Origin of the sequence: Actinomadura sp. 9N215 (assembly GCF_044326345.1) — a bacterium.
Taxonomy (GTDB): domain Bacteria; phylum Actinomycetota; class Actinomycetes; order Streptosporangiales; family Streptosporangiaceae; genus Spirillospora.
Genome location: NZ_JBIRBA010000017.1, coordinates 104625 through 130117 on the forward strand (window position 1 = coordinate 104625; position 25493 = coordinate 130117).

Sequence of the window (25493 nt, forward strand, 5' to 3'; positions counted from 1 at the left end):
CGAAGATCCGGCAACATTGGCTCATGGAGGCCCGTACCGTTTCACCCCGCCCGGAGCACGCCCGCGTCGCGTGCGGCTCCCACCGTCCGGACGTGGCCCTGCTCCCCAAGGCGCACCTTCACCTGCACTTCACGGGATCGATGCGGCATTCCACGCTGGTGGAGCTCGCCGGGCTGCACGGCGTCCACCTGCCGGACGCGCTCGTCGAGGACTGGCCGCCCCGGCTGCACGCCACCGACGAACGCGGCTGGTTCAGGTTCCAGCGCCTGTACGACATCGCGCGCTCCGTCCTGCGGACGCCGGACGACCTGCGCCGGCTGCTCCGCGAGACCGCCGAGGACGAGGCGGCCGAAGGCTCGGGCTGGCTGGAGATCCAGGTGGACCCGAGCGGCTACGCGGCGCTGTTCGGCGGGCTGACCCCCACCGTCGAGCTGGTGCTGGACGCGGCGCGGGAGGCGTCGGACGCGTCGGGCGTCGGCATCGGCGTCGTGATCGCGGCGAACCGGACCCGGCACCCGCTCGACGCCAAGACGCTCGCGCGGCTGGCCGTCCGGTACGCGGACAGGGGCGTCGTCGGGTTCGGGCTGTCCAACGACGAGCGGCGGGGGCGGGCGTACGACTTCGAGGGCGCGTTCCGGATTGCGAAGCGCGGCGGACTGCTGTCCGTGCCGCACGGCGGCGAGCTGCTCGGACCGGCGAGCGTCCGGGAGTGCCTGGAGACGCTGGACGCCGACCGGATCGGCCACGGGGTCCGCGCGATCGCCGACCCTTCGCTCGTGGCGGCGATCGTCGAGCGAGGCGTGACGCTGGAGGTCTGCCCGGCGTCGAACGTGGGCCTCGGGGTGGCGGCGACGGCGTCGGAGGTCCCGGTGCGGCGGCTGTACGAGGCGGGCGCGTCCATCGCGCTGGGCGCGGACGACCCGCTGCTGTTCGGTTCGCGGCTGGCCCGGCAGTACGACCTCGTCCGCACGGAGCACGGCTTCTCCGACGCGGAGCTGGCGGACCTGGCCCGCCAGTCGATCACGGCGTCGGCGGCGCCCGACGCCGTCCGAGGACGACTCCTCGCCGGCGTCGACGCCTGGCTCAACGACTGATCCTTACGCCCGGCCGAATGGGTTCGCCCTGTTCGGTGGGTTGGTTTGGTGGTTTGGTGGGTTTGGTTCGGAGGGTTGGTGGGTGCTTCAGGTGGTGAGGCCTTCGATGAGCAGTAGGACGCCGAAGATGGCGAACCCAGCGGACGCGCCGTACTTGATGACCCGCTCGGGGAGCTTCCTGCCGAGGATCTGACCGACCACGATGGCGAGCGCGTCGGCGGCGACCATGCCGACCGTCGAACCGGCCCACACGCCGGTCAGCGCCAGGAATCCGCCGTTGTCGGCGGCGAGGGTGACGGTGGCGAGCATCGTCTTGTCGCCCAGTTCGGCCAGGAAGAACGCCGCGCCGACGGCCAGGATCGCCGAGCCCGTGGCGTGCCGGGCGCGGTCGCGTTCGGTGTCGTCCAGTTCGTCGCCGCGCAGCGTCCACAGCGCGAAGCCGAGGAACGCCAGACCGGCGAGGATCGAGATCGGGCCGGTCGGGAGCGCGGCCCCGAGCGCGGCGCCAAGGGCGACGCTCGCCAGGTGGACGATCGCGGTCGCCGCGGTGATGCCGATCAGCACCGGGAGCGCCCGGAATCGGGTGGCGAAGGTCATGGCCATGAGCTGGCTCTTGTCGCCCAGCTCGGCGACGAAGATCACGGCCATGCTGATGAGGAAGGCGGACACCGGTTCCCTCTCGCTCGGATGCCGAGCGGAGGGCGGGAGCTTCTGGGAGCATCGGCCTCGGCCCGGCATGGGAATACTTTTCATCCGGCCTGTCCGCGCCAACATGGCTCGTTCGCGCCGACCGAGGATGAAAAGTGTTCATTGCCAGGCCGAAGGTCTCGTCCGCCCGGATCGGGACCGGGCCCGCGTGACCGGGCGCCACAGGCGGCGCCAGTATGTCGATGCACGCGATTGGGACTACTCCCCCTCGACGTTTCGACACTATCAAGCGCTGGTCAGAGTCCCGCTGTTCGAAACGTCACACACGGAGTCGGGGAGCCGGCCCCGAGGCGGAGGCCACCCCGGGGTGCAGCGCACGCACGCCAGGGCGGGCGGACGGTGCTCGGAGGTTAGAGGGTTACGCCGATGAGGACTGGTTCGTTGACCAGGTCGACGCCGAACGCGGCGCGGACGCCGTCGCGGACCTCGCGCGCGAGGGCCAGCAGGTCGGCGGTGCTGGCGCCGTCCGGGTTGGTGAGGGCCAGGGTGTGCTTGGTGGAGATCCGCGCGGGTCCGAGGGTGTGGCCCTTGGCGAACCCGGCGTGGTCGATGAGCCACGCGGCGGACGTCTTGACTCGTCCGCCGGTCTCCGGGTAGCGGGGGAACGTCACGTCCGGGCCGAGGCGTTCGGCGACGCGGCGTTCCAGGTCGGCGAGCTGGACGGGCTCCAGGATCGGGTTGGTGAAGAACGATCCGGCGCTTCGCGTGTCGGGGTCGGCGGCGTCCAGGACCATGCCCTTGCCGCGGCGCAGTTCGAGGACGGCGTCGCGCGCCTCCTTCAGCGTCACCCTGTCCCCTGGCTGGACGCCGAGTTTGCGCGCCAGCTCCGCGTAGGCGATCGGCTGCGATTCCTCGGTCTCGCGTAGCGCGTACGTCACGTCCAGGACGACGTACCGGTCGTGGCCTTTGAAGGCGCTGTGCCGGTAGGTGAACCGGCAGGCGTCGCGGTCGAGGGCGATGTGGGCGCGGGCGTGCCGGTCGTAGGCGCGGACCTCGACGATCGTCTCGCTGACGTCCTGGCCGTAGGCGCCGACGTTCTGGATCGGCGTCGCGCCGACGCGGCCGGGGATGCCGGACAGGCACTCGACGCCGGCGAGGCCGTCGGCGACGCAGCGGGCGACGAAGGCGTCCCAGTCCTCGCCCGCCTGGACGCGGACGTGGACCCTGTCGCCGTCGGCGCCGACGCGTTCGGCGCCCCGGGTCCCGACATGGACGACGGTGCCGGGGAACCCCGCGTCGGACACGACCAGGTTGCTGCCGCCGCCGAGCACGAGGACGGGTTCGCCCGCGTCGTCGGCCGCGCGGATCGCGGCGACGAGCTCGGCCTCGGTCGTCGCCTCGACGAAGCGCCGGGCGGGTCCGCCCAGCCGAAGCGTGGTGTATCCGGCCAGGTTCACCTCTTCAGCGAACACCGCCACGTCGTCCTTCCCCTCCCGTACGTGCCCCGCGACGGTCAGGCGAGCCTGACGACCGCCTTCGCGCGAGTGAGGACCTTCTGCCCCTCCGACCTGGCGGTGAGCGCCACGACGACCTTGTTGTCGTCGAGTTTCTCCTCCACCTTGCCGCTGATCTCCAGCGCCGCGCCGCCCTCGTCGGGGACGACGACCGGCGAGGAGAACCGTACCCCGTAGTCCACCACGGAGCCCGGGTCGCCGGCCCAGTCGGTGACGTACCGGCCGCCCTGCGCCATCGTGTACATGCCGTGCGCGATCACGTCCGGGAGACCGACGGCCCTCGCGGCTGACTCGCGCCAGTGGATCGGGTTGAAGTCGCCCGACGCGCCCGCGTACATGACGAGGTCGGCGCGGTCGATCGGGTACGTCCGTGCGGGGATCTCGGTTCCGACCTCGACGTCTGCGTACTTCACGGTGGCGGTCATCAGGCCCCTCGCTCCACGATGGCGTTGTAGGACTTGCAGATCAGCTCGCCCTCGACGCTCCGGACGTCGGTCTCGAGTGTGAGCTTCTCGTTGCTGCCGATCGACTTGATCTCGGTGATCGTGGTGGTGCAGGTGACGACGTCGCCGGCGCGGAGCGGGCGGGTGTACTCGAACCGCTGCTCGCCGTGGACGACCATCGCGTAGTTGAGCCCGAGGTCGGGGTCGGCGAAGCCGACGTCGCCGAAGGCGACGACGATCGGGAAGGTGGGCGGCGCGATGACGTCGGGGTATCCGGCCGCCTTGGCCGCGTCCTGGTCGCGGTAGAGGGGGTTGGGGTCGCCGATGGCGTCCGCGAACTCGCGGATCTTCACCCGGTTGACCTCGTACGGCTCGGTGGGCGGGAAGGTCCGCCCGATGAAATCACGGTTGAGTGCCATGCAGTCCCGTCCCTCCAGGGTCGAACCGGACTCCGCGCCGCCCGGTCCGGTTCGTCTCGGACGGACGGTAACAGAACGACGTTCAGCCCGCCCTCGCGGGTCTCGCCGGCGAGGACGGGCTGATCGAGTCGGGGCAAGCGTGCGAAGAAGCAGCCGCTTCGCGGGCCGTCGAAGGCCCGCTCAACCGTCGGGGTTTCCCGGTGCTAGCGGGTTTCCCGGTGCGGACGGTGGGTCCGGCAGTTGGGGCAGTACTTCTTGATCTCAAGGCGGTCCGGGTCGTTGCGCCGGTTCTTCCGCGTGATGTAGTTGCGGTGCTTGCACTCCTGGCAGGCCAGCGTGATCTTCGGCCGGACGTCGGTGGCAGCCACGATGGAGTGCCTTTCTGGGCTAAGGGACAGGAACGTGCGGACGTCGGTCGCCCGGAGCGGACGGCCGGCGGATCGACCCAGGCCCGCCCACCTCCGGTACGGAGGTGAGAGACATGGGTAGTAGCGAGGGCCGGACTTGAACCGGCGACACAGCGATTATGAGCCGCTTGCTCTGCCTGACTGAGCTACCCCGCCGCGATGGTCGGTGTGGACCGGATTGCAAGGATACCGGATGCTCACCGAACCCTGGAAACACGAAAACCCGGTTCACGATCGGGATTCGGTTTCGAGGGCTCCCCCGAACCGTCCCCCAGGCTAGCGGGTGAGCCGATGACCTGCGAAACGTCGGACTGGAACCGGTGGGACGGTACCACAGGCCCCTGTATGGAGCGAATCCGGGCCAGTCGGACCCTCGTCCGGACCTTCGTCGGGCGTCCGGCCGGGACCTCGGCCGGTCGGGCTGTCGGCCGGTCGGGCTGTCGGCCGGTCGGGCTGTCGGCCGGTCGGGCTCTCGGCCAGCCGGGCTCTCGGCCAGCCGGGACCTCGGCCGGTCGGGTGCTTGGAACGACGAAGGCCGCCGTCCTGATTCGGATGGCGGCCGGAATGCCGTGAGCCCCTTTACGGAATCGAACCGTAGACCTTCTCCTTACCATGGAGACGCTCTGCCGACTGAGCTAAAGGGGCCTGCGCCGTTCGCGCAGTGAAACCATACACGGCCTGAGCTGATGGTGCGAACCGGTTTGGGGCCCCCGCGTCCGCGCTGATCAGCGCATCAAGTCGCGGGCGATGAGCCGTCCCCTACCCCCGGGCAGATGGACTAGAAGCGGACCAGTACCGCGGTGGCGTCGTCGTGGCGTTTACCTCGGGCCCCGTCCGCTGACGCCTCCGCCTCCCTGGTTCTTCTGACCAGTTCGCGCGGGCCCTCCTCGTCCAGGAGACGGAGCAGGTCGTCCCAGCCCATCTGGCCGAAGCGCTCCACCAGCCTGGACGCGCCGTCGCTCAGTACCGCCGCCCGTCGCAGGCCCGCCACCGGCACCTCGCCGGTCAGGCCCTCGTACGCGGCCTCCGGTTTCGTGCTCGCCACCCAGAACCCGCCGGGGCTGTTCCGCGACTTCCGGACGCCTTCGAGCGTGTAGCTGGGCAGATGATCGACGCGGTCGTCCCGGAAGACCCGGACCTCGCCGACGTCCACCACGATCGGCGAATCGGCCAGGACGAACCACTCCACCGCGTCGCCGCGTCGCCGCAGCAGCGACACCGTCGCCGACGGGCTGTCCGGGTTTTGGAGATCGCACGTCCTCGTGTGCGCCTCGCCCGTCACCTTGATCGCCTCGGCCACCAGGTCGGGGAGCGGCTTGCCGTCCTCCAGCGCCAGCAGCGCCGCGATCCGTCCGCCCAGCCTGCGGACGAGCCACGCCGGGTCGTGGCGGCATCCGCTGTCGACCCCCGCGGGGGCCGTCGCCCCGTCCAGCAGCACGACCCACCCGGGGCCGGCCGCGACGAAGTCCTCGTTCTCCCGTCCCGGAGTCGCCTCACTCACATAACTCACCTGCACAGATGCAGGTCTACCCGGTGAACCGCGCCTACGGGGACAGGTAGACCAAACCCTCACCCCGCGTCCCGCGGACCTGCCCCGCTCAGGTATTGACGCACGCCGTGGCGCCCGCGGACCTCGCGTGGGAGGGATCAGGGCTCGCCGAGGACGGCCCTTCTCTCCTCGGCGATGATGGACCCGACGTCGAGGTCGTAGTTGCAGAGGATGACGCCGATCCAGTCGCTGTCGCGATAGAACGTCCAGTTGGTGTTGCCGCCCGCGATTCCGCCGCCGTGCCCGACGAGCCGCTGGTCGTGGGAAATGCTGGCCACCGGGCCGTAGGCCGCGAACCCCGCCGTTTCGCGGCCGGAGTCGCCCAGTGGCTTTCTCGGGAATTTCATGCCCATGAACAGTTCGGTGTGGGCGCGTCCGGCCAGCTTGCCGCTTTCCAGCGCGAACGTGAACCTGACCAGGTCGGACGCCGTTGAGAAGGCTCCTCCACCGCCCGAGCCGATGAAGGCGCGGGCCGCGTTGCTGCCATTCCCGCCGTTCAGGACCGCGCCCGCGTCGAGATTCCGGACGCCGTCGACGCGTGAGCCGTCCTCCTGGTAGATGTAAGGGTGGGCGATCCGTTTGTTGGTCAGCCAGTCGGGACGGGTGTAGTACGCGGTGCTGGTCATCTTCGCGGGCGCAAAAATGTTGTCGGCTACGTACTTGTGGAAGGACTTCTCTGTAGACACCGTCGCGACGAGTTCTCCGAGGATGGAGAAGCCGACACTGCTGTAGGAATGCTGGGTGCCAGGGGTGAACATCGGCTTCGCCTTGCGATGGCCTTCACTGCGGAGCCGCATCTCCTCCTCGACGCTGTTGGTGACGCGCTTGTCGTCGCCTTCGCCGGGAAGGATGTGGTTCGCCAGCCCCGACGTGTGCGTGAGCAGCTGGTGGACGGTGACGTGCTTGGCGACCTCCTCCGGATAGCCGTCCAGGTAGGTCCCCAATGGCTCGTGGAACTTGATGGCGCCTTTCCGCGCGAGCTGGACGACCGCCAGCCCGGTGAACGTCTTCGCGGTCGAGGCGAGGTTGTAGATGGTGTCAGCCCTGTTGGGTGCGGATCGCTCCTTGTCGGCCATGCCATAGGCCCTGGCCAAAACGGGACGGCCCCGATAGGCGAGCAGCACCGTCCCGGAGAACTCGTCCTGGTCGGCCAGTCGCTTCAGGAACCGGTCATAGGCGCCGCCCGGCCGCGGACCGTTGTGCGATGTTCCCGCGGCCGCCTCCGCCGTTTCCGAGGACGACGCCAGCACACCGCCCGTGGCCAGGGGCAAGGCGCCGAGAAGTCCGAGCGTGAAACGTCGCGAAGGCTGCAAAGGCTGCAAAGGCTGCGAATCCGTTGACTTCCGGTGTAGAGCCATGCGCATGTCTCTTCCATTCGGGGATGGAACAGCAACAACGCCACATGCAACACACCGTCACGTTTCTTCCCCGTTTCCGAGGCGTGGGGAACCCGCTGAGCTTTGGCGGGGCGGCGCTTTGGCGGGGCGGGGTGCGGTGTCAGGGCTGGGTTCGGGGCTCGGGGAGGGCTTTGATCAGGGCGGCCGGGTCGTCGGCGAAGAAGCGGATCGTCCGGACCGTGGCCCGACCGCCCAGGGGACGGACGGCGACGATCGGCTCGCTGAGTTCCACGACCACATTCGTCTGCGCCGAAACCGCCACCGACAATCTGTCGTCCTTCACCTTGACCATGCCGCTCTCATTGAAATTCCGCGCGAGCCGCACCGACGAGATCAGGCCGCGTGGAACGCGCAGGTCGAAGAACGCCCCGTACCGGACGCGCAGTTCCTCGTCCGACACCACGTGGGGCCGGGTCACGCACGCCGCGACGATCGCCACCACGACCAGGATCGAATACAGATCGACCACCAGGACCACCGTGCGCAGTCCCTCGGCCGCGCCGATCCCCCGCAACAGCAGTTCGGCCACGGCGGCCTCCACGACCATCGCGAACAGAAACGCCAACTGGAAGGTCAGCTGCCCGCCCGCGTACGGCAGACCCGTCGCCCCGGGCGGCACTCCGTGCCGGCGACGCACCAGCAGGAGGCCGACGCTGACCAGGCCCTTGAAGTCGAACGCCATGAGCCTGCGGACCCGTTCCGGCACCAGCCGGTCGACGCTCCGGAAGGCGGCCCACCATCCGGCGCCGTCCCGCCGCCGCTCCCGCACCAGGAGGCCCGCGGCCGCGACCTCCAGCACGATCACCGCCGCGACCACGGCCTCGGCGGCCAGAACCACGGAACGCGGCAACGGAACACCGGCCACGAGCAGGACGACGAGCATCAGCTCGGCCGGCGCCACCCCGTACAGCGCGGCCCGCGCGATCCTCAGCACGCCCGGTCCCGCAGCATCGTCAGGACCGTCCGGAAGACCTCGCCCTGCGCGGCAGGCATCTCGTCCAGCCACCCGCCGCGCGGGCCCTCCGCGACCATGAGGTCCGCGAGGGCCGCCGGCAGAAGGTCCACCAGATCTTCGGCGATCCCCGTGATCCGCGGATCGTCCGCCGCAGCGTCGGCGATCTCGTCCAGGCGCGCGTAGAGCCGTTCCGCTCGCGCCACCGCCTCCGGCTCGGTCAACGGCCGCAACATCGCCGCGAAACCGGGTCCCGCCACGGTCTCGACCAGCGCCAGCATCCCCCGGTCCGCCTCGGCGAACCGCGAACCGCTCGGCAGCCCCCGCAGGACGTCCGCCATCTCCGGCGAGACCGCCGAGTCTGCGCCCAGGTCCGCGTCCGCCGGCAACGCCGCCAGCCTCGCCCTGCGCGCCGCGATCGCCTCCTGCTGCCTGGCCAGGTCCGCGTCCAGCTCGGCCAGCACCTCGCGCAGGTCCCGTCCCCGCTCGTCGGCGAGGACGTCCCGGATCTCGTCCAGGGCCAGCCCCAGCTCCGCCAGCCTCCGCACCCGGGCGAGCACGACGGCGTCCCGCAGCCGGTACTCGCGGTACCCGTTGGCCAGGCGCGCGGGCTCGGGCAGCAACCCCAGATGGTGGTAGTGCCGCACGGTCCGGGTGGACACTCCGACCAGCGCGGCCAGCTCGCCGATGCGCATGCGCCCATTTAAGACGTTGACGCTACGTCAATCTCAAGCGCGCCTTCGGCGGACCACCTGGTCCGCTGTTCGAGTGAGTTTCGGACATGGGCAGTGGGCCACTGAAGTCAACCCTGAACTGGGATGATCATTTTTCGGTCAGACCTGGCGGCCGATTCCGGACAGCGATCTTTGTAACCCGGGCCGCCGCATACCCCGGCCGCCGTCACCGGCCGGCACGTCACCGGCGATCGGCGGTTGCCGGTGTTTTTGCAGGTCAGGGGCCGATTTCTAGGCATGCTCGGCGGGCTGCTGGCCCAGAGAACCTTGGCTGGACGCCCCCGGCGCGAGGACCATCGTCCGGCTGACCATGACCGTCCGACCTCACTCGCCACATCCCGTTCATCTGCGGCTTTACCCATCAGAAGTGGCAAACCTTCACAATGAGCCCGTACTGGTCACCGGCGCCGCGTTCCGCGCGCCACCCTCAGCGGCGAACGGGAGAGGAGCGTGTTCCGTGGTGCATCGGGGCCGGCGGTCGCGTGTCGTGGCGGCCATCGCCGTCGCGCTGTCCGGCCTGGTCATCGCTGTTCTCCTGGTCGTGCTGGCCTTCCGGGAGCACCCGGCCACCGCCGCCCCGCCCGCGCGCGCCACCGCCGCTCCGCCCGCGCGCGCCCCCGGCGCGCCGACCGACACCGGGCCGGGCCCTGCCGCAACCACCACCGCACTGCCGCGTTCGGTACCGCTCCGTCTGGACGTGCCGCGGATCGACGTCCGGACACCGCTGATGAAGCTGGCCAAGAACCCGGACCAGACCGTCGAGACGCCGCCGCTCGCCCGGGCCGGGGAGGCCGGGTGGTACCGGCTCGGCGCCGCGCCCGGCAGCCGCGGCGCGGCCGTGATCATCGGGCATGTGGACACGGCCACCGGCCCGGCGGTCTTCGCCCGGCTGCGCGACCTCCGTCCCGGCGACCGCGCGGACGTGCTGCGCGCCGACGGCCGCACCGCCGTGTTCCGCATCGACTCCGTCGAACGCGTCGGCAAGAACCGGTTCCCCACCGGGCGGGTCTACGGCGATCCCGGCCACGCCGCGATCCGGTTGATCACCTGCGGCGGACGGTTCGACCGCCGCGCCGGCCACTACGCCGACAACGTCATCGCCTTCGGTCGTCTGGTACGCATCATCGGCACGGGGGCGCGCTGACATGCACCCCGACTTCGGGCGCGAGGCCCCGCGCCCGCCCACCGGGCACCATCTGGGACGCCACCGGTTCTCCCGGCTGCCCGAGCACCATGGACGCCACGGCGCGCCGGTCCCGCCGGCCGTGCCGAGCCCGGGGCACCTGACGTCCACGGCGGCGTGGGGGTCCGCCTCCCCGACCGCGACGATCCCGGACCGGATGGCGCCCCCGGTCGCGCCCCGGCCGCCACGGCACCGGCTCGTCTCGCCGCCGCCTTCGCCTTCACCTTCACCTTGGCTTCCGGCTCCGTCTTCGTCTTCGTCTTCGCCTTCGCCTTCGTCTCCCGTCCGTCCGCGACCGGAGCCCGCACCGCCGAGGGTCCACCGCAACGACCGGGACGGCCGACTAGACCTTCCGCCCCTCCCCGCGGACACGATGCGGGTGACGGTGCTGATCCCGGCGCACAACGAGGCGAAGCAGATCACCGAGACGATCGCGTCGCTGCGCCGGCAGGAACGCCCGCCGGACCACATCGTCGTGATCGCGGACAACTGCACCGACGCCACCGCCGCGTTCGCGCAGCTCTGCGGCGTCGAGATCGTCGGCACGCGCGGGAACGAGCACAAGAAGGCGGGCGCGCTGAACCAGGTCCTCGACCGGCTCCTGCCGATCTTCGGCCCGGACGACGCGATCATGGTGATGGACGCCGACTCGGCGCTCGACCCCGGGTTCATCCGGCACGGCGTCGGCTACCTCGCGACCGGCCGCTACGCCGCCGTCGGCGGGACGTTCACCGGCAAGCCGGGCGGCGGAGCGGTCGGCATGTTCCAGCGCAACGAGTACGCCCGCTACGCCAGGGACGTCCGAAGGCTCCAGGGCAAGGCGCTGGTCCTGACCGGCACGGCCACCCTCTTCCGCGCCACCACCCTCCAGGAGGTGGTCGCCGCCCGCCGGGGACGCCGCCTTCCCGGCCTCCCGCACGTCTACGACGTCCGCGTCCTGACCGAGGACAACGAGCTCACCCTGGCGATCCTGCACCTCGGCTTCCGCATCCTGTGCCCCAAGGAATGCACCCTCACCACCGAGGTGATGCCGACCTGGCGAGAACTGGCCCAGCAGCGGCTTCGCTGGAAGCGCGGCGCCTTGGAGAACCTCCTCGACTACGGCTGGACGCCGATCACCCGCCCCTACTGGGGACGGCAGCTACTCTCCCTGATCGGCATCCTGGTGATCACCGCCTACCTGTCGTCGCTCGTCTATTCGGCGGTCTGGCTGGGCGGCATCCAGATCAGCCCTGTGTGGGCCGGCGTCACGGTCATCTTCATGGTCGAGCGGGTGGTCACCGTCCGGCGGCGCGGCCCCGTCCAGATGGCCCTCGCCGGCGTCATCGTCGTCGAAATGATCTTCGACGTCTTCCTCCAGATCGTCCAGGCCCGCGCCTTCTGGCAGGCCGCCTGGCGCAAAGAAAGGAAATGGTAGGCATGTACAACACTCCCCCCGTCGGCGGCGTGGCCGCCGGCTTCGGCGGCGCCGCGGCGGCCTCGCCCTGGCTCGGCCTCCAGGCCCTCTGGATCGGCCTGGCCCTGTTCACCCTCGTCTCCGCGACCCTCGCCGTGAAGCGAATCCTCCCCACCCGCAAGAGCTAACCAAAAAAGGCCGGGGCCCCACCGCCCCGGCCTTCCCAATAGGTTCGCCACCATTTCTGAACTGTCAGACGGTGACTGCGGCAATGGCGACGAACAACTCCTCACCGCTCTCCAGCTCAACACTGAACATGCCCGTCTCGTCCTCCACGATCTCCGTTCCGACGGCCCCAGGGAAACCCGCAGCGGCCTCAACGAGATGGTTACGCAGCGCAACAATCGTGTCCTTAGCCACGAACTCTCCTCCCAGACGACTGAAAAAGCCCCACACCCCAGATCCTCCCGCACTCTCAAGAGCCCGCGCACCCGTCCAAGGACCGCCCTCAGCCCGGTACCGGCTCCATCCACACCAGCAGGTCCCTGTTCGCCCTCGAACCCACGCAAACGATGCCGCCCCCCGCGGAGCCCCGCAGTCATCTGACTGAGCACCGCAAACCGCGGCGACTACTGAAGGTCCTGCGCCTCAAGCGCTTTACCGAAACCGAACAGCAAAGCTCGTGGCCTTTGACGGGCTCCAAACGCCGCCATTCTCGACGACTCAGGACCGGAGGCCCGCACCCATCCAGCCCAGCCCGTATGCCCTGTCAGTGGTGCCTGCTGGAATGCGGGGATGAGCGATTCCCCTCAACTGGTCACACAGCTGCTCAAGGCAGTGGTCGCATACACATGGTTCTTCGAGAGCTGCGACGAGACGGTGGTGGACGACGACACGGCGATCGAGCAGCAGGAGTACGCCGGTTACCTCCTCAACCAGCTCTCCGACGCGGACAAGCAACGGGTTGCCGACGAGCTGACAGCCCTGGCAGCGCGTGAGACGGACCAGGTGTACCGAGAGTTCATGGAGACATTCGCCTTCGCCATGGGCCTGGCGGCGTCCGAGAACGAATGAAGCAGCGACACGCCCCCGCGGCCTCCGGGGCAAGGGCCAGAACGAGAACAGCCCCCGCCCGCACACACGGGCCAGAGGCTGTTTCTGGTGGGGTGGCGGGTCCAGGATTCGAACCTGGGTAGGCTAAGCCGACGGATTTACAGTCCGCTCCCATTGGCCACTCGGGCAACCCGCCGTGGCGTCGCTGTCGCGACGGCACTGGAAAGGATAGCGGACGGTGGGGGCGGGTGTGACATCGAGCCGGGTGTGGGCTTGATCGTCGGGCGCTAGGCTCTCTGGATCGTGAACAGCGCTGGTTAGGGGATGTGTGCGATGGCAGCCGACAGTTCTTTTGACATCGTCAGCAAGCTCGACCGGCAGGAGGTCGACAACGCGTTGAACCAGGCCGCCAAGGAGGTGGCGAACCGATTCGACTTCAGGAACGTGGACGCGGGGATCAAGTGGTCGGGGGAGTCGATCGAGGTCCAGGCGAACACGGAGGAGCGGGCGAACGCCGTGCTGGATGTGTTCAGGGACAAGCTCGTCAAGCGGGGGATCTCGCTGAAGGCGATCGACGCGGGCGAGCCGAAGCTGTCGGGGAAGGTGTACAAACTGGGCGTGGCCCTGAAGGAGGGCATCGCCCAGGAGGACGCCAAGAAGATCAGCAAGATCATCCGGGACGAGGGGCCGAAGGGCGTCAAGGCGCAGATCCAGGGGGACGAGCTGCGGGTCAGCTCGAAGAAGAAGGACGATCTGCAGCAGATCATCGCGCTGCTGAAGGGCAAGGATCTGAGCGTCGCCCTCCAGTTCGTCAACTACCGGTAGGACGTGGGGAGCGCGCCGGCCCCATCCCCCGCAGAAGTGGCCGGCGCGCTCTCGTGTGTTATGACGCGGCCATGTCCGGGATGGTTCGGCCGAATTTGTCCCGGTTCTGAGCGGGGTCGGGTCAGCGGCGGTGGCCGGCCATGCGCTCCAGGCGGGCGATGCGCTCGGCGGTCGGGGGGTGGGTGGAGAAGAGGCGGCCTATGCCGGCGCCCGTGAAGGGGTTGGCGATCATCAGGGCGCTGGTGGTGGCGAGTTCGGGGTCCTGCGGGAGCGGCAGGGCCTGGGTGCCGGCGTCGATCTTGCGGAGGGCGGCGGCCAGGGCGAGGGGGTCGCCGGTGAGGCGGGCGCCGGCGGCGTCGGCGGAGTACTCGCGGGTGCGGCTGATCCCCATCTGCACGACGGCGGCGGCGACCGGGCCGAGGACGAGCATCAGCAGCGCGCCGAACGGGCCGGGGCCCTCGTCGTCGTCGGAGCGGCCGATCGGGATGAAGATCGCCAGGTGCGAAAGGTAGGTGATCACGGTGGCGATGGCGGCGGCGACGGACGAGATGAGGATGTCGCGGTTGTAGACGTGGGAGAGTTCGTGGCCGAGGACGGCGCGCAGTTCGCGTTCGTCCAGCATCTGGAGGATGCCGCGGGTGCAGCAGACGGCGGCGTTGCGCGGGTTTCGGCCGGTGGCGAACGCGTTGGGCTGGCGGGTCTCGGAGACGAACAGGCGCGGCATCGGCTGGTGCGCGGACGTCGCCAGTTCGCGGACGAGCCGGTACAGCACCGGCGCCTCGACCTCGCCGACCTGGTGCGCGCGCATGGAGCGGAGCGCGATCCGGTCGCTGAACGCGTAGGCGACGCCGTTGGTGGCGAGCGCGATGACCAGCGCGATCGTCAGGCCGGCGCCGCCGCCGATCACCCATCCGGCGGCGAGCATCAAGGCCGACAGCGAGCCGATCAGCGCTGCCGTTTTGACGCCGTTGAACTGCACTTCCGCATGCCTCCCCGTTGGCTCCCGCACGAACATCAACGGTTTGACCTGGGTTAACGTTCCCGCTAGGTGGCTTGGGTCACCGTCTGTAGGACGATTTGCGGGGCCGTTGAGAGTACAAGCGCGGCGGTCGCGGTTGCGGTGATGGCGGCGCGGACGGGCAATCCGGGCGCCGGGTCGTACGCCGGGCCCGTCCCCGGGGACGCCTCGGGGGTGAACAGCCGGACGGCCCAGACGAGGTAGTAGTACAGGCCGATCACCGTGTTGATCGCCATCACGACGGCCAGCCAGGTGACGCCGCCCGCGACGGTGGCGCGGAACACGACGACCTTGGCGAACAGGCCCATGACGCCGGGCGGGAGGCCGGCGAGGCAGATGAGGAAGAACGCGAGGGCGGTGGCGACGGCGGGGCTGCGGCGGGCGAGGCCGCGGTAGTCGTCGAGGGTGTCCCAGGACGGGGTCAGGGGTGCGTTGCGGCGGCGGAAGCCGATCACGACGGCGAACGCGCCGAGGTTCATGACGGCGTACAGCGCGACGTAGGCGGTGGTGGCGGCGACGGCCTCCGGGAGCCGGTCGTCGCCGACGGAGAGCGGCGCGAGCATGTAGCCGGACTGGGCGACCGACGACCAGGCCAGGAGGCGGATCGCGGTCCGCTGGCGGAGGGCGACCAGGTTGCCGATGGTCATGGTGAGCGCGGCGAGGACGGCGATCACCGGGCCCCACACGTGCGCGTAGGCGGGCAGGCCCAGGGCCAGGACGATCGCCAGGCCCGCGAACCCGGCCGCCTTGGAGACGACGGAGAGGAACGCGGCGACGGGCAGCGGGGAGCCCTGGTAGACGTCCGGCGCCCAGAAGTGGAACGGGACGGCGGCGACCTTGAACGCGAACCCGGCGAGGACGAGCACCGACCCGGCGGTGGCGACCGGGTCGAGGTCCGAGGGGAGCCGGGAGAGCGCGGGGGCGATGCGGTCGAGGTGCATGGCGCCGGTCGCGCCGTACACGAGGCTGATCCCGAACAGCATCACCGCCGTGGAGACCACGGAGACGAGGAACAGTTTCAGCGCGGCCTCGGACGCCGTCCCGTCGTAGCGGCGCAGCGCCACCAGCGCGAACACCGGCAGGGAGAGGGTCTCCAGCGCGACGAGGAGGAGGACGAGGTCGCGCGCGGCGACGAGGGTGAGCGCGCCGATGACGGCGGCGAGCAGCAGGAAGTGGTACTCCCCCGCCGGGATCTTCGAGTCGGTGATCTCCTGGAGGGACAGCAGCACGACGACCACGGCGGCGCCCAGGACGATGCCCTGGAACAGGAGGGTGAAGTCGTCGGCGACGTAGGAACAGGAGCGGGGGCCGCCGCCGCGCAGGCCGTCCGGGAGGCAGAGGGTGTCGCGGCGGTCGCCGGACGCGAGGGCGACGACGGCGATCAGCGCGACGGCCAGGGAGCCGCCGCTGAGCAGGGACAGGACGCGGCGGGGCGCGTCGAACGCGTCCGCGAGGAGGAGGCCGATGGCGGCGACGGCGAGGATCAGCGGCGGCGCGATCGCCGCGTAGTCGATGCTCTGGATCATCAGCCGCCTCCGAACAGGGCGCGGACGGGCTCGGTGGTCACGTCCAGCAGGGTCTTCGGCCACAGGCCGACGAGCAGCGTCAGCGCGATCAGCGGGACCCAGGCCGCGTACTCCTGCAGGGACACGGCCGCCGGGGCGCCGCCGCGCGGCGGGGCGGCGCCGCCGGACGGGCCGTGCGTGAGCTTGGAGAGCATGCGCAGGAAGTACGCGGCGGTGAGCACCGCGCCGAGGGCCGCGACCGCCATGAACGTCACGAACGTCTCGCGCGGCAGGTCGGCGTGCGGGCGGTACGCGCCGAGCAGCGCGAGCATCTCGCCCCAGAACCCGGCGAGGCCCGGCAGTCCGAGTGACGCGACGGACGCGAACGTCAGGATGGACGCGAGCCGCGGCGACGTGCCGAGCATCCCGCCGCCGATCGCGGTCATGTCGGCGGTGCCCCAGCGTTCCTTGACCGACCCGGCCAGGAAGAACAGCAGGCTGGTGATCAGGCCGTGCGCGATGTTGCCGAAGAGGGCCGCGTTGACGCCGACCGGGGTGAGCGTCGCGATGCCGAGCAGCACGAAGCCCATGTGCCCGACGGACGAGTAGGCGATCATCCGTTTCAGGTCGCGCTGGGCGAGGCAGGCGAGCGCGCCGTAGATGATGCCGATGACGGCGAGGAGGCCGAGCCACGGGGCCCAGAACTCGGCGCCGTCCGGGGCGAGGGGCAGCGCGACGCGGATGAGCCCGTACGTGCCCATCTTCAGCAGCACCCCGGCGAGCAGCACGGACCCGACGGTCGGGGCCTCGGTGTGCGCGTCCGGCAGCCAGGTGTGCAGCGGCCACATCGGCGCCTTGACCGCGAACCCGAGGCCCATCAGCGCGAACGCGGTGACCTGGAGGCCGTGCGACAGGCCCGCCCCATGCCGGGCGGCGAGCTCGGTCATGTCGAGCGTGCCCACCTTCGCGCCGACGAGCAGCATCCCGGCGAGGAGGAGCCCGGAGCCGAGGAGGGTGTAGAGGATGAACTTGGTGGCGGCGGCGCGGCGTCCGGCCCCGCCCCACAGCATGATCACCACGTACATGGGGATCAGGACGGTCTCGAAGAACACGAAGAACAGCACGAGGTCGAGCGCGACGAACGTGCCGATCAGCCCGATCTCCAGGACGAGCAGCAGCGCGGTGAGCAGCCTGATCCGGCCGCCCTCCGGCGGGTGGCGCAGCGTGTAGAGGAAGCACAGGAACGTCAGCAGCGCGGTCAGGACGACGAGCGGGAGCGAGATCCCGTCGACGCCGAGGTGGAAGCGCAGGCCGATCGCCGGCGCCCACTCGCGGTCGACTTCGAGCTGCATCCGGGACGTGTCGCCGAAGTCGAACGCCGTCGCGGCGGAGATCGCGACGAGCAGCGTCGCGCCGGACACGGCCGTCCCGAACACCCGGACGGCGAGGTCGCCGCGCAGGAACCGGTTCGCGGGGACGAGCATCGCCAGCGCCCCGGCCAGCGGGATCGCCATCATCAGCACGAAGATCATAGGAAGATCACCACTCCGGCCACGATGACGACGACACCGGCGAGCAGTCCGGTCAGGTAGGTCTGCGCGTTGCCGTTCTGCGGTGTGCGGAGCACCCCGCCGAGGCGGCGGGCGCCGCGTCCGGCCCCGACGACGGCGCCGTCCACGCGGCGGCCGTCGAAGCTCACGACAAGGCGCGCCAAGGCCCGTATTGGCCGGACGATCGTCAACGCGTACAGCTCGTCCACGTAGAAGGCCCGTGCGAACACCGGACGGGCCGGGCCAAGCGCGCGCGCAGGGTCCAGTGCCGGGTCACGGTTCCAGATAAGGAACGCGGCTCCCGCACCGAGCGCGACCAGCAGCAGGCTCAGCAGCGCGGCCCCCACGTGCGGACGCAGTTCCTCCGCCCCGAGCCCGAAGAAACCGAGGATCGCCGCCGGGACGGCCAGCACGGCGACCGTCCACGACATGAACTTGGACGGCTCACGGATCTCGTACGAACCGCGCGGCTCTCCGAAGAACGTCATCAGCCACGCGCGCATCGCGTACGCCGCCGTCAACGCGACCGTCAGCAGCAACCCGAGGTAGACCAGCCACGCGACACCGACCGGCAGCTCCACGTTGTAGATGAACGCGTGAGACACCAGCCCGTGCTTCTGCGTGACCTCCTGTACAGGAGCGCAGGCGACCGAAGGATCGACGCCCACGCACTTCGGCGACAGGCCAGACGGGGACGGAGACAGGGACGGAGGCGGAGGCGGCGCCAGAGCACCGAAGCCCCCGCTCATGGGCGTATAGGAGAACCACCCGGAAGGCGCGGCCACGGTAGCGGACTCGCCGCCGTGCAGGGCCGAGTGCTGGGCGGCCTCGATGACGGAGTCCTTGCTGAACCAGCCGCTGAACGGCGGGACGCCCGCGAGCGCGGCCAGACCGACCGTCATCGACCAGAACGTGACGGGCATGCCGCGCCGGAGCCCGCCGTAGTGCGCCAGCATGTTGGAACCCGCCACGACGATCACGCACCCGGCGGCGAGGAACAGCAGCGCCTTGAACGCGCCGTGCGTGAGCAGATGGAAGATCGCGGCCGTGTCGGCGCCGACCGCGAGCCCGGCGGCCATCACGGCGAGCTGGCTGATCGTCGAGTACGCCAGGACGCGTTTCAGATCGTCCTGCGCGAGGGCCGCGAGCGCCGAGCCGACCATGGAGATCACCGCGACGACGCCGAGCACCACCAGCGATGCCGGTGCCGACACGAACACCGGGTACAGCCGCGCGACGACGTAGATCCCGGCCGCGACCATCGTGGCCGCGTGGATCAGGGCGCTGATCGGGGTCGGGCCCGCCATCGCGTCCGGGAGCCAGGTGTGCAGCGGGAACTGTGCGCTCTTGCCCGCGACCCCGGCGAGCAGCAGCAGCGCCGCCGCCGTCACGGTCGTGTCGGGCAGGGCCCCGGCCTTGGCCAGGATCTCGTCGATCTCGAACGTCCCGGCGCCGATGCCGAGCACCAGGATCCCGATCAGGAAGCCGACGTCGCCGAGCCGCGTGACGAGGAACGCCTTGACCGCCGCCCGCGAGTTCGCCCGGTCCTCCCAGTGGTGGCCGATCAGGAAGTACGAGCAGATGCCCATGACCTCCCAGCCCGCGTACAGGACCAGAAGATCACCGGAGTAGACCACCAGCAGCATCGCGGCCGTGAACAGCGACACGAACGCGGCGTACGACGAGTACCGCTCGTCGTCCCGCAGGTAGGCGATCGAGTACACCTGGACGGCGAGCGCCACGCAGCAGACCATGAGGCCGACGACGGCTGCGAGCCCGTCCACCTGGAGGCCGACCCGGATCGGCACCGAGCCGGTCTCGATGAGCGTGAGCGTGCCCGTCCGCGCGCCGGGGTCGCGCCAGACAATGAACGCGGCGATCGCCGCGAGGACGAGCGACGCCGCGATCGGCAGGCAGGCGAACACGGCCGGGCCGTTGCGCGACGGCGGCGTCCCGGCGCCGGGGCGGCCGCCGAGGAAGCGGGTCAGGGACGGGCCGAACAGCATCCCGGCGAACGCGGCGAGGAACGGCAGCAGGGCCACCAGCGAGGCGAGCCAGATCACGGGGCGGCCTCCTCGACGACCGTGTCCCCGGGTTCGGGCTCAGGCTCGGGCTCGGATCCGGCGGGACGCGGACGGACCGGGTCCTCCGCCAGGGCGCGGAGCCGGTCGACGTCCACCATCTGCCGGTTCCGGTACACCAGCAGGACGATCGCCAGGCCCAGCCCGACCTCCGCCGCCGCGATCACGATGGTGAACAGCGTGAGGACCTGCCCGCCGTGCAGGCGGTCCTGGTACCAGACGTCGAACGTGACGAGGTTGAGGTTCACCGCGTTCAGCATCAGCTCGACCGACATCAGGACCAAGATGGCGTTGCGGCGCGCCAGCACCCCGTACACGCCGACGGAGAACAGCAGCGCGGCGACGACCGTCGGGTAGGCGAGATGCATCAGCCGTCGCCCTCCTCGGGGCGGGCGCGGATGTCGGAGCGGGACAGGACGATCGCGCCGACCAGCGACGCGAGCAGCAGCACCGACAGCACCTCGAAGGGCAGCACCCACGTCCGGAACACGGCCGCGCCGAGCTCCTCCGCCGATCCGGCGCCCTCGCGCAGCGGCATCCGCTCGTCCCTGAACCCCATGGCCATGACCGTCACGAGGACGGCGGCGGTCGCGACGGCGACGGCCGCGGCGGCCCACCGGTTGCCGGAGTCCAGGTCGGCGGACTCGCCGATCGGCGCCCGCGTCAGCATGATCCCGAACAGCAGCAGCACGACGATCGCGCCGACGTAGATCAGCACCTGCACCCAGGCGACGAACTCCGCGGTCAGGACGAGGTAGCCCCCCGCGAGCGCGCCGAACGACACCACCAGCCACAGCGCCGCGTGGACGAGGTTCCGCGTCGTCACCACCAGGATCCCGGCCCCGACGGCGACGACCCCGAGCAGCACGAACACAACCTCCTGCCCGCTCATGTGCGCCTCCGGCGGGGCGCGGCGGCCGGGTCCGATCCGCTCATGTCCGCTCCTCGCGTGGCGGCCGGGTGGCGCGGGCGGCGGCCTTCTCCGCGGCGGCCACCTCCTTCGGCGGCTCGGCGGACGGGTCGTGCGCCTGCGGCGGCGGGACCGTCCACATCCATTCGCGGAGCCGGTCCTTCTCGTGCGTCAGCTCCGCGATGTCGTACTCGGCGTACTCGAACTCCGGCGACCAGAACAGCGCGTCGAACGGGCACGCCTCGATGCAGATGCCGCAGTACATGCACAGCGCGAAGTCGATCGCGAAACGGTCGAGGACGTTGCGCGTCCGGGCCCGTCCGCCGCCTTCGGCCGGGAGGGTCTCCTTGTGGGAGTCGATGTAGATGCACCAGTCGGGACACTCACGGGCGCACAGCATGCAGACGGTGCAGTTCTCCTCGAAGAGCGCGATGACTCCCCTGCTGCGCGGAGGCAGGTCGGGCTGCACTTCCGGGTATTGACGCGTTATGGAACGCCGCGTCATCGTTCGCAACGTGACCGCCAGCCCCTTGGCCAGCCCGCCTCCTGGTAGCCGTCCCACGCGCCCCATGATTGCGCACGATCGCCTTCGGGGGAACGCGGTCGGGTCCGCGTTCGTCGTACCAGGCGTAGGCCCCGAGGTCAGCGCGGGGGTCGCGGGCAGGGAGGGCATGTGAACCATCACGCGGACCGCCCTGGGCACCGGCCGACACAGCGGCCGACGCAGCGGCCGTACGGGCCGCCGCCCGACTGGCGGCCCCCGTATCAGGGACGGCCCGTCCCGCCCGTTCCGCCGATCCCTCCGCCGCCGCCCGCGCCGATGCCGTCCGCCGAGACGGCGCGTGGCGTCCTGTGGGCGTTCGTGCCGTTCATCACCCTCGGGTACGGGACGCCGGTCTCGTTCCTGTACGCGGCCGTACGGCGCGGGTCGTGGGGCCTCGGCGCGACGGCGGTCGGGTACGGCGCCGGGTCGGCCGCCGTCCTCACGCTGATGCAGGCCGGCAACCCGTTCCTCATGGTCTTCGGCGGGTTCATGGCGGTCATGCTGTGGATCGCGGGCACCGCGCACGCGTTCGCCGTGCGGTCGTCCGTGTTCCCCCGCGAGGTGCCGCGCAACCGGCTCAACCAGCACGCCATCGAGGTCGCCAAGTACCGCAGGACGCTGCGCGAGGAGGCCCGCGCGCTCGCCGCCGAGGACCCGGCGCTCGCCCGGGAGCTGCGGATAGGCCGTCCCGACGTGCCCCGCACCTACGACGACGGCGGTCTCGTGGACGTCAACCACGCGCCGCCGGAGATCCTCGCCGCGCTGCCCGGCATGACGCCCGAGATGGTGGAGCGGGTCGTCCGCCGCCGCGAGGAGCACAACGGGTTCGTGTCCGCCGAGGAGATGGCGGTGGACGCCGACATCCCGCCGGACGTCCTCCCGGAGATGGCCGACTTCACCATCTTCCTGCGCTGACGCATCCCGCTTCCCACGTCCCGCTCGCTTCCCGTCTTCCTGCGGTGACGGCCCGGACGGTTCAGAGGGCGACCTTGAGGACGCCGGTCAGGGCGAGCTGCGCGAGTGAGAGCGGCACCAGCCAGGCCCACGCGAGCTTCTGCAACTGGTCCTCGCGCATGCGCGGGTAGCTGACCCGCAGCCAGATCACGCAGAACGCCAGCACGCCGACCTTGATCAGCGTCCAGAGCCAGCCGAGCTCGGTGTTCAGGAACGGGCCCTTCCAGCCGCCGAGGAACAGCACCGTCGTCAGCGCGCACAGCACGACGATCCCCGCGTACTCGGCCAGCAGGAACAGCGCGAACCGCAGCCCGCCGTACTCCGTGTACGGGCCGAAGATGATCTCGGAGTCGGCGACCGGCATGTCGAACGGCGGACGGCGCAGTTCGGCGAGCCCGGCGACGAAGAACACGACGGCGCCGACCGCCTGCCAGGGCAGCCAGTACCAGCGCCACTCGTCCACGACGCCCTGCATCGACAGCGTCCCCGCGGCCATCGCCACCGACGACGCCGCGAACACCATCGGCAGCTCGTACGACATCAGCTGCGCGGCCACCCGCATCCCGCCGAGCAGCGAGTACTTGTTCGCGCTGGCCCAGCCAGCCATGATCGCGCCGATGACGCCGACGCCCATGACGGCGAGCGCGAAGAAGATCCCGGGCCCGAGGTCGAGCGCCACCTGCCCGCCGGGCCCGACCGGGATCACCAGCAGGACCAGCAGGTACGGGACGAGCGCCACGCCAGGGGCCAGTTTGAACACCCACCGGTCGGCGTCGCGCGGGACCACGTCCTCCTTCTGCACGAACTTCACGCCGTCGGCGACGAGCTGCGCCCAGCCGTGGAAGGCGCCCGCGTACATGGGGCCGAGACGGCCCTGCATGTGCGCCATCACCTTGTGCTCGGCCTGCCCGATGAGCAGCGGCAGCAGCGCGAACGCCGCGGCGACCAGCGCCAGCTTGACGGCGACCTCAAGCATCGGGCCCCTCCCCTTCCGAGCCGGCGGAAGGTTCGCTCTCCGCGTCCGCGGGAGGGGCGGCGCGGCGGCGTCCCGCGCGTTCGGCCGCGGCACCCCAGGCGCCCTCGTCGGGCACGCCCGGCGGCCGGACGCGGCGGCGGCTCGGCGCGCCGTGGCCCGATTCGCCCGGTTCCTTGGCGCCCGGCCACGGCTTGGCGACGCGGGCGGCGAGCACGAAGTCCTTGCGCAGCGGATGGCCCTCGAACCCGTCCGGCAGCAGCAGCGGGACGAGGTTCGGATGGCCCTCGAACAGCACGCCGAACATCTCCGACGTCTCCCGCTCGTGCCACTCGGCCCCGCGATAGACGCCGGTCGCCGACGGCAGGACGGGCGCCCGCTTCGGCACGCGCGTCCTGATCAGCAGATGGTGGCGGCGTTCCAGCGAGTACACGTGGACGACGACGGCGTAGCCCTCGTCCAGCTCGTCCACGCCGGTCAGCCAGTCGAAGAAGCCGCAGGACAGGTCGTCGCGGGCGAAGGTCAGCGCGTCCAGCCAGTGCTCGGGCGGCACACCGACGGCGAGGCCGCCGAACGTCTCCTCGGTGCTGATCTCGTCGCCGAAGTGGGCGGTCCAGGCGTCGGTCAGCGCCTGCTGGACGGGCTGTCCCGCCGGGTCGGCGCTCACCGGTCGCGTCCGATCTCGTCGTCGTGCCCGTCGTCGGTCAGCCCCGGGATGATCGACGGATCGTGATCGTTCTCAGCGCCCTCGTCGTCGGCCACGGGCGGGACGGGCATGGTGACGTCGTCGGCCGGATGCACGCCGGGCGGCGTCTCCGAGACGGCAGGGACGGGCCGCGTCTCGTCCTCCTCGGGCCGGACAGGCGCCGCCACCCCCTCGGCCGCAGGCTCCACGACCGGAACCTCCTCCGTCGGCCCCTCAACGGTCGGCACCTCGGCGGTCGGCGCCTCGGGGCCCTCGGGCGGCGGCTCCAGGACCGGGACCTCGGCGGTCGGGGCGTCAGGGCCTTCGGTCGGGGTTTGGGGGGCGGTGTCGCCGAGGTGCCAGACGGGCACGGTCTCGTCGTTCGGCCCCGTCCCGTCGCCGCTCTCGGGACGCTCCGTCTCGCCGTCCGCGAGGCTCCAGTCGGCGTCCGGTGTGGGCGGCGGCTGGATCGGACGCCGCAGGACGGTCGCCGAGAGCGGACGAGGCGCGGGCGGCGGCGTCACCGGTTCGCCGCCCAGCCCGTTCGAGGCGTAGCGGTCGCCGAGCGACTCGCCCGCGATCTTCTCCTGGAGGCGGACGATCCCGTGCAGCAGCGCCTCCGGACGGGGCGGGCAGCCGGGCACGTACACGTCCACCGGGATGACCTGGTCGACGCCCTTGGTCACGCAGTAGGAGTCCCAGTAGGGCCCGCCGCAGTTGGAGCAGGCGCCGAACGAGATGACGTACTTCGGTTCGGGCATCTGCTCGTACAGGCGGCGCACCGCGGGCGCCATCTTGTCGCTGACGGTGCCGGACACGACCATGAGGTCGGCCTGCCTGGGCCCCGGCGCGAACGGGATGACGCCGAGCCGGATGAAGTCGTGGCGGCTCATCGACGTGGCGATGAACTCGATGGCGCAGCAGGCCAGGCCGAAGTTGAAGACCCACAGCGAGTAGCGGCGTCCCCAGTTGAGCACGAACTTGACCGGCTTCGGCGCGAGCCGCGACAGCGGTCCCACGCTCGGCGGAGGTAGATCGATAGTGCCCACGGGAGCATTGTTACAGCCCGCCGCGATCTCGCCAGGGCCCCGGACGGATCAATCCGGACCGGACGTCCCACCACCGGACGTCCCACCCAGGAAGGACCGCGCGTCCCACCACAGGGCGTCACACCCAGGACAGCACGCCCTTCTTGCCCGCGTACGCGAGCCCGGCGGCGAGGAACGCCAGGAAGACGAACATCTCGCCGAGCGTCGTCGCGCCGTAGCCGGGGGCGGAGAAGACCGTCGCCCAGGGGAAGAGGAACACGGCGTCCACGGCGAACACCACGTACAGGTAGGCGAACACGTAGTACCGGACGTACGAGTGCGCCCAACCCTCGCCGACGGGGTCGACGCCGCATTCGTACGTGGTCAGCTTCTCGGCGGTGGGACGGTGCGGACGCAGCATCCGGTTCGCGGCGAGGCCGCCCACGACGATCCCGGCGCCGACGACGAGCAGTACGACTACGACGACATATGTGTCGAAATAGTTATGCACCAGATCCTCCTCGCCTGCGTCGTACCAAGTATCCCCCGCAACGCCGTCCGGGGGAATGTGACCGCGTACCTCCACATCCGAGGCGCGCGATGTCATGGTTTTACTGCAGACTAGGCTTGG

General features: G+C 70.7%; 27 protein-coding genes, 3 tRNA genes and 1 pseudogene. 7 read left to right on the forward strand and 24 right to left on the reverse strand.

Translation table 11 applies throughout. The features are described 5' to 3' along the window. Nucleotides 1–23: 23 nt before the first annotated feature. Nucleotides 24–1094 carry an adenosine deaminase gene (locus ACH34T_RS26490; RefSeq protein WP_396023619.1) on the forward strand — a complete coding sequence of 357 codons (1071 nt, stop codon included), beginning with the start codon at nucleotides 24–26 and terminating at the stop codon, nucleotides 1092–1094. An 87-nt stretch (nucleotides 1095–1181) separates the two neighbouring features. Here ACH34T_RS26490 and ACH34T_RS26495 read toward each other — a convergent pair whose 3' ends face one another. The 11 genes from ACH34T_RS26495 to ACH34T_RS26545 form a co-directional block, all read right to left on the reverse strand. Further along, the gene (locus tag ACH34T_RS26495; protein WP_396023620.1) at nucleotides 1182–1763 is read right to left on the reverse strand and encodes a TMEM165/GDT1 family protein; all 582 of its coding nucleotides are present in this window, start codon (nucleotides 1761–1763) and stop codon (nucleotides 1182–1184) included. Nucleotides 1764–2152: 389 nt separating this feature from the next. Beyond that, the gene (locus ACH34T_RS26500; protein WP_396023621.1) at nucleotides 2153–3220 is read right to left on the reverse strand and encodes a UDP-N-acetylmuramate dehydrogenase; all 1068 of its coding nucleotides are present in this window, start codon (nucleotides 3218–3220) and stop codon (nucleotides 2153–2155) included. A 35-nt stretch (nucleotides 3221–3255) separates the two neighbouring features. Next, a complete protein-coding gene (locus ACH34T_RS26505) occupies nucleotides 3256–3681 on the reverse strand; it encodes a MaoC/PaaZ C-terminal domain-containing protein (protein WP_396023622.1) in 426 nt (141 codons plus the stop codon). Beyond that, nucleotides 3681–4118 (reverse strand): MaoC family dehydratase N-terminal domain-containing protein, encoded by a 438-nt coding sequence (locus tag ACH34T_RS26510; RefSeq protein WP_396023623.1) that lies wholly within the window; start codon nucleotides 4116–4118, stop codon nucleotides 3681–3683. Before ACH34T_RS26510 ends, ACH34T_RS26505 begins: the two co-directional genes overlap by 1 nt. A gap of 203 nt (nucleotides 4119–4321) precedes the next feature. After that, the gene (gene rpmG / locus ACH34T_RS26515) at nucleotides 4322–4486 is read right to left on the reverse strand and encodes a 50S ribosomal protein L33 (protein WP_026404241.1); all 165 of its coding nucleotides are present in this window, start codon (nucleotides 4484–4486) and stop codon (nucleotides 4322–4324) included. Between the two features lie 121 nt (nucleotides 4487–4607). Further along, a tRNA-Met gene (locus ACH34T_RS26520) sits at nucleotides 4608–4681 on the reverse strand. 416 nt (nucleotides 4682–5097) lie between these two features. After that, nucleotides 5098–5170 (reverse strand) — tRNA-Thr (locus ACH34T_RS26525). A gap of 133 nt (nucleotides 5171–5303) precedes the next feature. Next, nucleotides 5304–6026 carry a hypothetical protein gene (locus ACH34T_RS26530; protein ID WP_396023624.1) on the reverse strand — a complete coding sequence of 241 codons (723 nt, stop codon included), beginning with the start codon at nucleotides 6024–6026 and terminating at the stop codon, nucleotides 5304–5306. Nucleotides 6027–6172: 146 nt separating this feature from the next. Then, a complete protein-coding gene (locus tag ACH34T_RS26535) occupies nucleotides 6173–7345 on the reverse strand; it encodes a serine hydrolase domain-containing protein (protein ID WP_396023625.1) in 1173 nt (390 codons plus the stop codon). Between the two features lie 226 nt (nucleotides 7346–7571). Further along, nucleotides 7572–8405, reverse strand: a complete 834-nt coding sequence (locus ACH34T_RS26540; RefSeq protein WP_396023626.1) for a hypothetical protein — start codon at nucleotides 8403–8405, stop codon at nucleotides 7572–7574. After that, nucleotides 8399–9118 (reverse strand): MerR family transcriptional regulator, encoded by a 720-nt coding sequence (locus ACH34T_RS26545; RefSeq protein WP_396023627.1) that lies wholly within the window; start codon nucleotides 9116–9118, stop codon nucleotides 8399–8401. The genes ACH34T_RS26540 and ACH34T_RS26545 overlap by 7 nt, the downstream gene beginning before the upstream one ends. Nucleotides 9119–9614: 496 nt before the next feature. Between ACH34T_RS26545 and ACH34T_RS26550 the strand changes: the two genes are divergently transcribed. From ACH34T_RS26550 to ACH34T_RS26560, 3 genes are all read left to right on the forward strand, one after another. Further along, nucleotides 9615–10301 (forward strand): class F sortase, encoded by a 687-nt coding sequence (locus ACH34T_RS26550; RefSeq protein WP_396023628.1) that lies wholly within the window; start codon nucleotides 9615–9617, stop codon nucleotides 10299–10301. Between the two features lie 418 nt (nucleotides 10302–10719). Then, nucleotides 10720–11757, forward strand: a complete 1038-nt coding sequence (locus ACH34T_RS26555) for a glycosyltransferase family 2 protein (protein WP_396023629.1) — start codon at nucleotides 10720–10722, stop codon at nucleotides 11755–11757. 2 nt (nucleotides 11758–11759) lie between these two features. Then, on the forward strand, nucleotides 11760–11924 hold the full coding sequence (locus ACH34T_RS26560) for a hypothetical protein (RefSeq protein WP_396023630.1): 165 nt from the start codon (nucleotides 11760–11762) through the stop codon (nucleotides 11922–11924). Between the two features lie 64 nt (nucleotides 11925–11988). Here ACH34T_RS26560 and ACH34T_RS26565 read toward each other — a convergent pair whose 3' ends face one another. Next, entirely contained in the window at nucleotides 11989–12156 is a 168-nt protein-coding gene (locus tag ACH34T_RS26565) for a hypothetical protein (RefSeq protein ID WP_396023631.1), read from the reverse strand. A 375-nt stretch (nucleotides 12157–12531) separates the two neighbouring features. Between ACH34T_RS26565 and ACH34T_RS26570 the strand changes: the two genes are divergently transcribed. Then, complete coding sequence (locus ACH34T_RS26570; RefSeq protein ID WP_396023632.1) at nucleotides 12532–12810, forward strand: hypothetical protein; 279 nt, start codon at nucleotides 12532–12534, stop codon at nucleotides 12808–12810. Between the two features lie 93 nt (nucleotides 12811–12903). Here the strand turns inward: ACH34T_RS26570 and ACH34T_RS26575 are convergent. Then, nucleotides 12904–12985 (reverse strand) — tRNA-Tyr (locus ACH34T_RS26575). Between the two features lie 137 nt (nucleotides 12986–13122). Here ACH34T_RS26575 and ACH34T_RS26580 point away from each other — a divergent pair. Continuing rightward, nucleotides 13123–13614 carry a YajQ family cyclic di-GMP-binding protein gene (locus ACH34T_RS26580; RefSeq protein ID WP_396023633.1) on the forward strand — a complete coding sequence of 164 codons (492 nt, stop codon included), beginning with the start codon at nucleotides 13123–13125 and terminating at the stop codon, nucleotides 13612–13614. A 121-nt stretch (nucleotides 13615–13735) separates the two neighbouring features. Here the strand turns inward: ACH34T_RS26580 and htpX are convergent, their stop codons facing one another. From htpX to ACH34T_RS26615, 7 genes are all read right to left on the reverse strand, one after another. Beyond that, nucleotides 13736–14593 (reverse strand): zinc metalloprotease HtpX, encoded by an 858-nt coding sequence (htpX, locus tag ACH34T_RS26585; protein ID WP_396023634.1) that lies wholly within the window; start codon nucleotides 14591–14593, stop codon nucleotides 13736–13738. 65 nt (nucleotides 14594–14658) lie between these two features. After that, nucleotides 14659–16158 carry an NADH-quinone oxidoreductase subunit N gene (locus ACH34T_RS26590; protein ID WP_396023635.1) on the reverse strand — a complete coding sequence of 500 codons (1500 nt, stop codon included), beginning with the start codon at nucleotides 16156–16158 and terminating at the stop codon, nucleotides 14659–14661. Further along, nucleotides 16158–17669 carry a NuoM family protein gene (locus ACH34T_RS26595; RefSeq protein ID WP_396023636.1) on the reverse strand — a complete coding sequence of 504 codons (1512 nt, stop codon included), beginning with the start codon at nucleotides 17667–17669 and terminating at the stop codon, nucleotides 16158–16160. The genes ACH34T_RS26590 and ACH34T_RS26595 overlap by 1 nt, the downstream gene beginning before the upstream one ends. Continuing rightward, the gene (locus ACH34T_RS26600) at nucleotides 17666–19750 is read right to left on the reverse strand and encodes an NADH-quinone oxidoreductase subunit L (RefSeq protein ID WP_396023637.1); all 2085 of its coding nucleotides are present in this window, start codon (nucleotides 19748–19750) and stop codon (nucleotides 17666–17668) included. Before ACH34T_RS26600 ends, ACH34T_RS26595 begins: the two co-directional genes overlap by 4 nt. Beyond that, complete coding sequence (gene nuoK, locus ACH34T_RS26605; protein WP_396023638.1) at nucleotides 19747–20136, reverse strand: NADH-quinone oxidoreductase subunit NuoK; 390 nt, start codon at nucleotides 20134–20136, stop codon at nucleotides 19747–19749. The genes ACH34T_RS26600 and nuoK overlap by 4 nt, the downstream gene beginning before the upstream one ends. Then, a complete protein-coding gene (locus ACH34T_RS26610) occupies nucleotides 20136–20660 on the reverse strand; it encodes an NADH-quinone oxidoreductase subunit J (RefSeq protein WP_396023639.1) in 525 nt (174 codons plus the stop codon). Before ACH34T_RS26610 ends, nuoK begins: the two co-directional genes overlap by 1 nt. A gap of 40 nt (nucleotides 20661–20700) precedes the next feature. Then, complete coding sequence (locus ACH34T_RS26615) at nucleotides 20701–21183, reverse strand: 4Fe-4S binding protein (protein ID WP_396023640.1); 483 nt, start codon at nucleotides 21181–21183, stop codon at nucleotides 20701–20703. Nucleotides 21184–21351: 168 nt separating this feature from the next. Between ACH34T_RS26615 and ACH34T_RS26620 the strand changes: the two genes are divergently transcribed. Beyond that, nucleotides 21352–22137: a helix-hairpin-helix domain-containing protein gene (locus tag ACH34T_RS26620; RefSeq protein WP_396023641.1), complete on the forward strand. Its 786-nt coding sequence runs from the start codon at nucleotides 21352–21354 to the stop codon at nucleotides 22135–22137. Between the two features lie 61 nt (nucleotides 22138–22198). Here the strand turns inward: ACH34T_RS26620 and ACH34T_RS26625 are convergent, their stop codons facing one another. The 4 genes and pseudogenes from ACH34T_RS26625 to ACH34T_RS26640 form a co-directional block, all read right to left on the reverse strand. After that, on the reverse strand, nucleotides 22199–23152 hold the full coding sequence (locus ACH34T_RS26625; RefSeq protein WP_396023642.1) for an NADH-quinone oxidoreductase subunit H: 954 nt from the start codon (nucleotides 23150–23152) through the stop codon (nucleotides 22199–22201). Further along, nucleotides 23145–23816, reverse strand: coding sequence for an NADH-quinone oxidoreductase subunit C (locus ACH34T_RS26630; RefSeq protein WP_396023643.1), 672 nt, complete (start codon nucleotides 23814–23816; stop codon nucleotides 23145–23147). The genes ACH34T_RS26625 and ACH34T_RS26630 overlap by 8 nt, the downstream gene beginning before the upstream one ends. A 596-nt stretch (nucleotides 23817–24412) precedes the next feature. After that, nucleotides 24413–24910 (reverse strand): annotated as a pseudogene (locus tag ACH34T_RS26635) (NADH-quinone oxidoreductase subunit B); the annotation flags it as partial. A gap of 91 nt (nucleotides 24911–25001) precedes the next feature. Further along, a complete protein-coding gene (locus tag ACH34T_RS26640) occupies nucleotides 25002–25373 on the reverse strand; it encodes an NADH-quinone oxidoreductase subunit A (protein WP_328362599.1) in 372 nt (123 codons plus the stop codon). Nucleotides 25374–25493: the final 120 nt, after the last annotated feature.

What these genes read in the sequence shown, in the direction of transcription:
- ACH34T_RS26490 (WP_396023619.1), top strand. Translation starts at nt 24, where the DNA reads ATGGAGGCCCGTACCGTTTCACCCCGCCCGGAGCACGCCCGCGTCGCG.
- ACH34T_RS26505 (WP_396023622.1), bottom strand. Translation starts at nt 3,681, where the DNA reads ATGACCGCCACCGTGAAGTACGCAGACGTCGAGGTCGGAACCGAGATC.
- ACH34T_RS26510 (WP_396023623.1), bottom strand. Translation starts at nt 4,118, where the DNA reads ATGGCACTCAACCGTGATTTCATCGGGCGGACCTTCCCGCCCACCGAG.
- ACH34T_RS26545 (WP_396023627.1), bottom strand. Translation starts at nt 9,118, where the DNA reads ATGCGCATCGGCGAGCTGGCCGCGCTGGTCGGAGTGTCCACCCGGACC.
- ACH34T_RS26560 (WP_396023630.1), top strand. Translation starts at nt 11,760, where the DNA reads ATGTACAACACTCCCCCCGTCGGCGGCGTGGCCGCCGGCTTCGGCGGC.
- ACH34T_RS26570 (WP_396023632.1), top strand. Translation starts at nt 12,532, where the DNA reads ATGAGCGATTCCCCTCAACTGGTCACACAGCTGCTCAAGGCAGTGGTC.
- ACH34T_RS26580 (WP_396023633.1), top strand. Translation starts at nt 13,123, where the DNA reads ATGGCAGCCGACAGTTCTTTTGACATCGTCAGCAAGCTCGACCGGCAG.
- ACH34T_RS26590 (WP_396023635.1), bottom strand. Translation starts at nt 16,158, where the DNA reads ATGATCCAGAGCATCGACTACGCGGCGATCGCGCCGCCGCTGATCCTC.
- ACH34T_RS26595 (WP_396023636.1), bottom strand. Translation starts at nt 17,669, where the DNA reads ATGATCTTCGTGCTGATGATGGCGATCCCGCTGGCCGGGGCGCTGGCG.
- nuoK (WP_396023638.1), bottom strand. Translation starts at nt 20,136, where the DNA reads ATGCATCTCGCCTACCCGACGGTCGTCGCCGCGCTGCTGTTCTCCGTC.
- ACH34T_RS26610 (WP_396023639.1), bottom strand. Translation starts at nt 20,660, where the DNA reads ATGAGCGGGCAGGAGGTTGTGTTCGTGCTGCTCGGGGTCGTCGCCGTC.
- ACH34T_RS26615 (WP_396023640.1), bottom strand. Translation starts at nt 21,183, where the DNA reads ATGACGCGGCGTTCCATAACGCGTCAATACCCGGAAGTGCAGCCCGAC.
- ACH34T_RS26625 (WP_396023642.1), bottom strand. Translation starts at nt 23,152, where the DNA reads ATGCTTGAGGTCGCCGTCAAGCTGGCGCTGGTCGCCGCGGCGTTCGCG.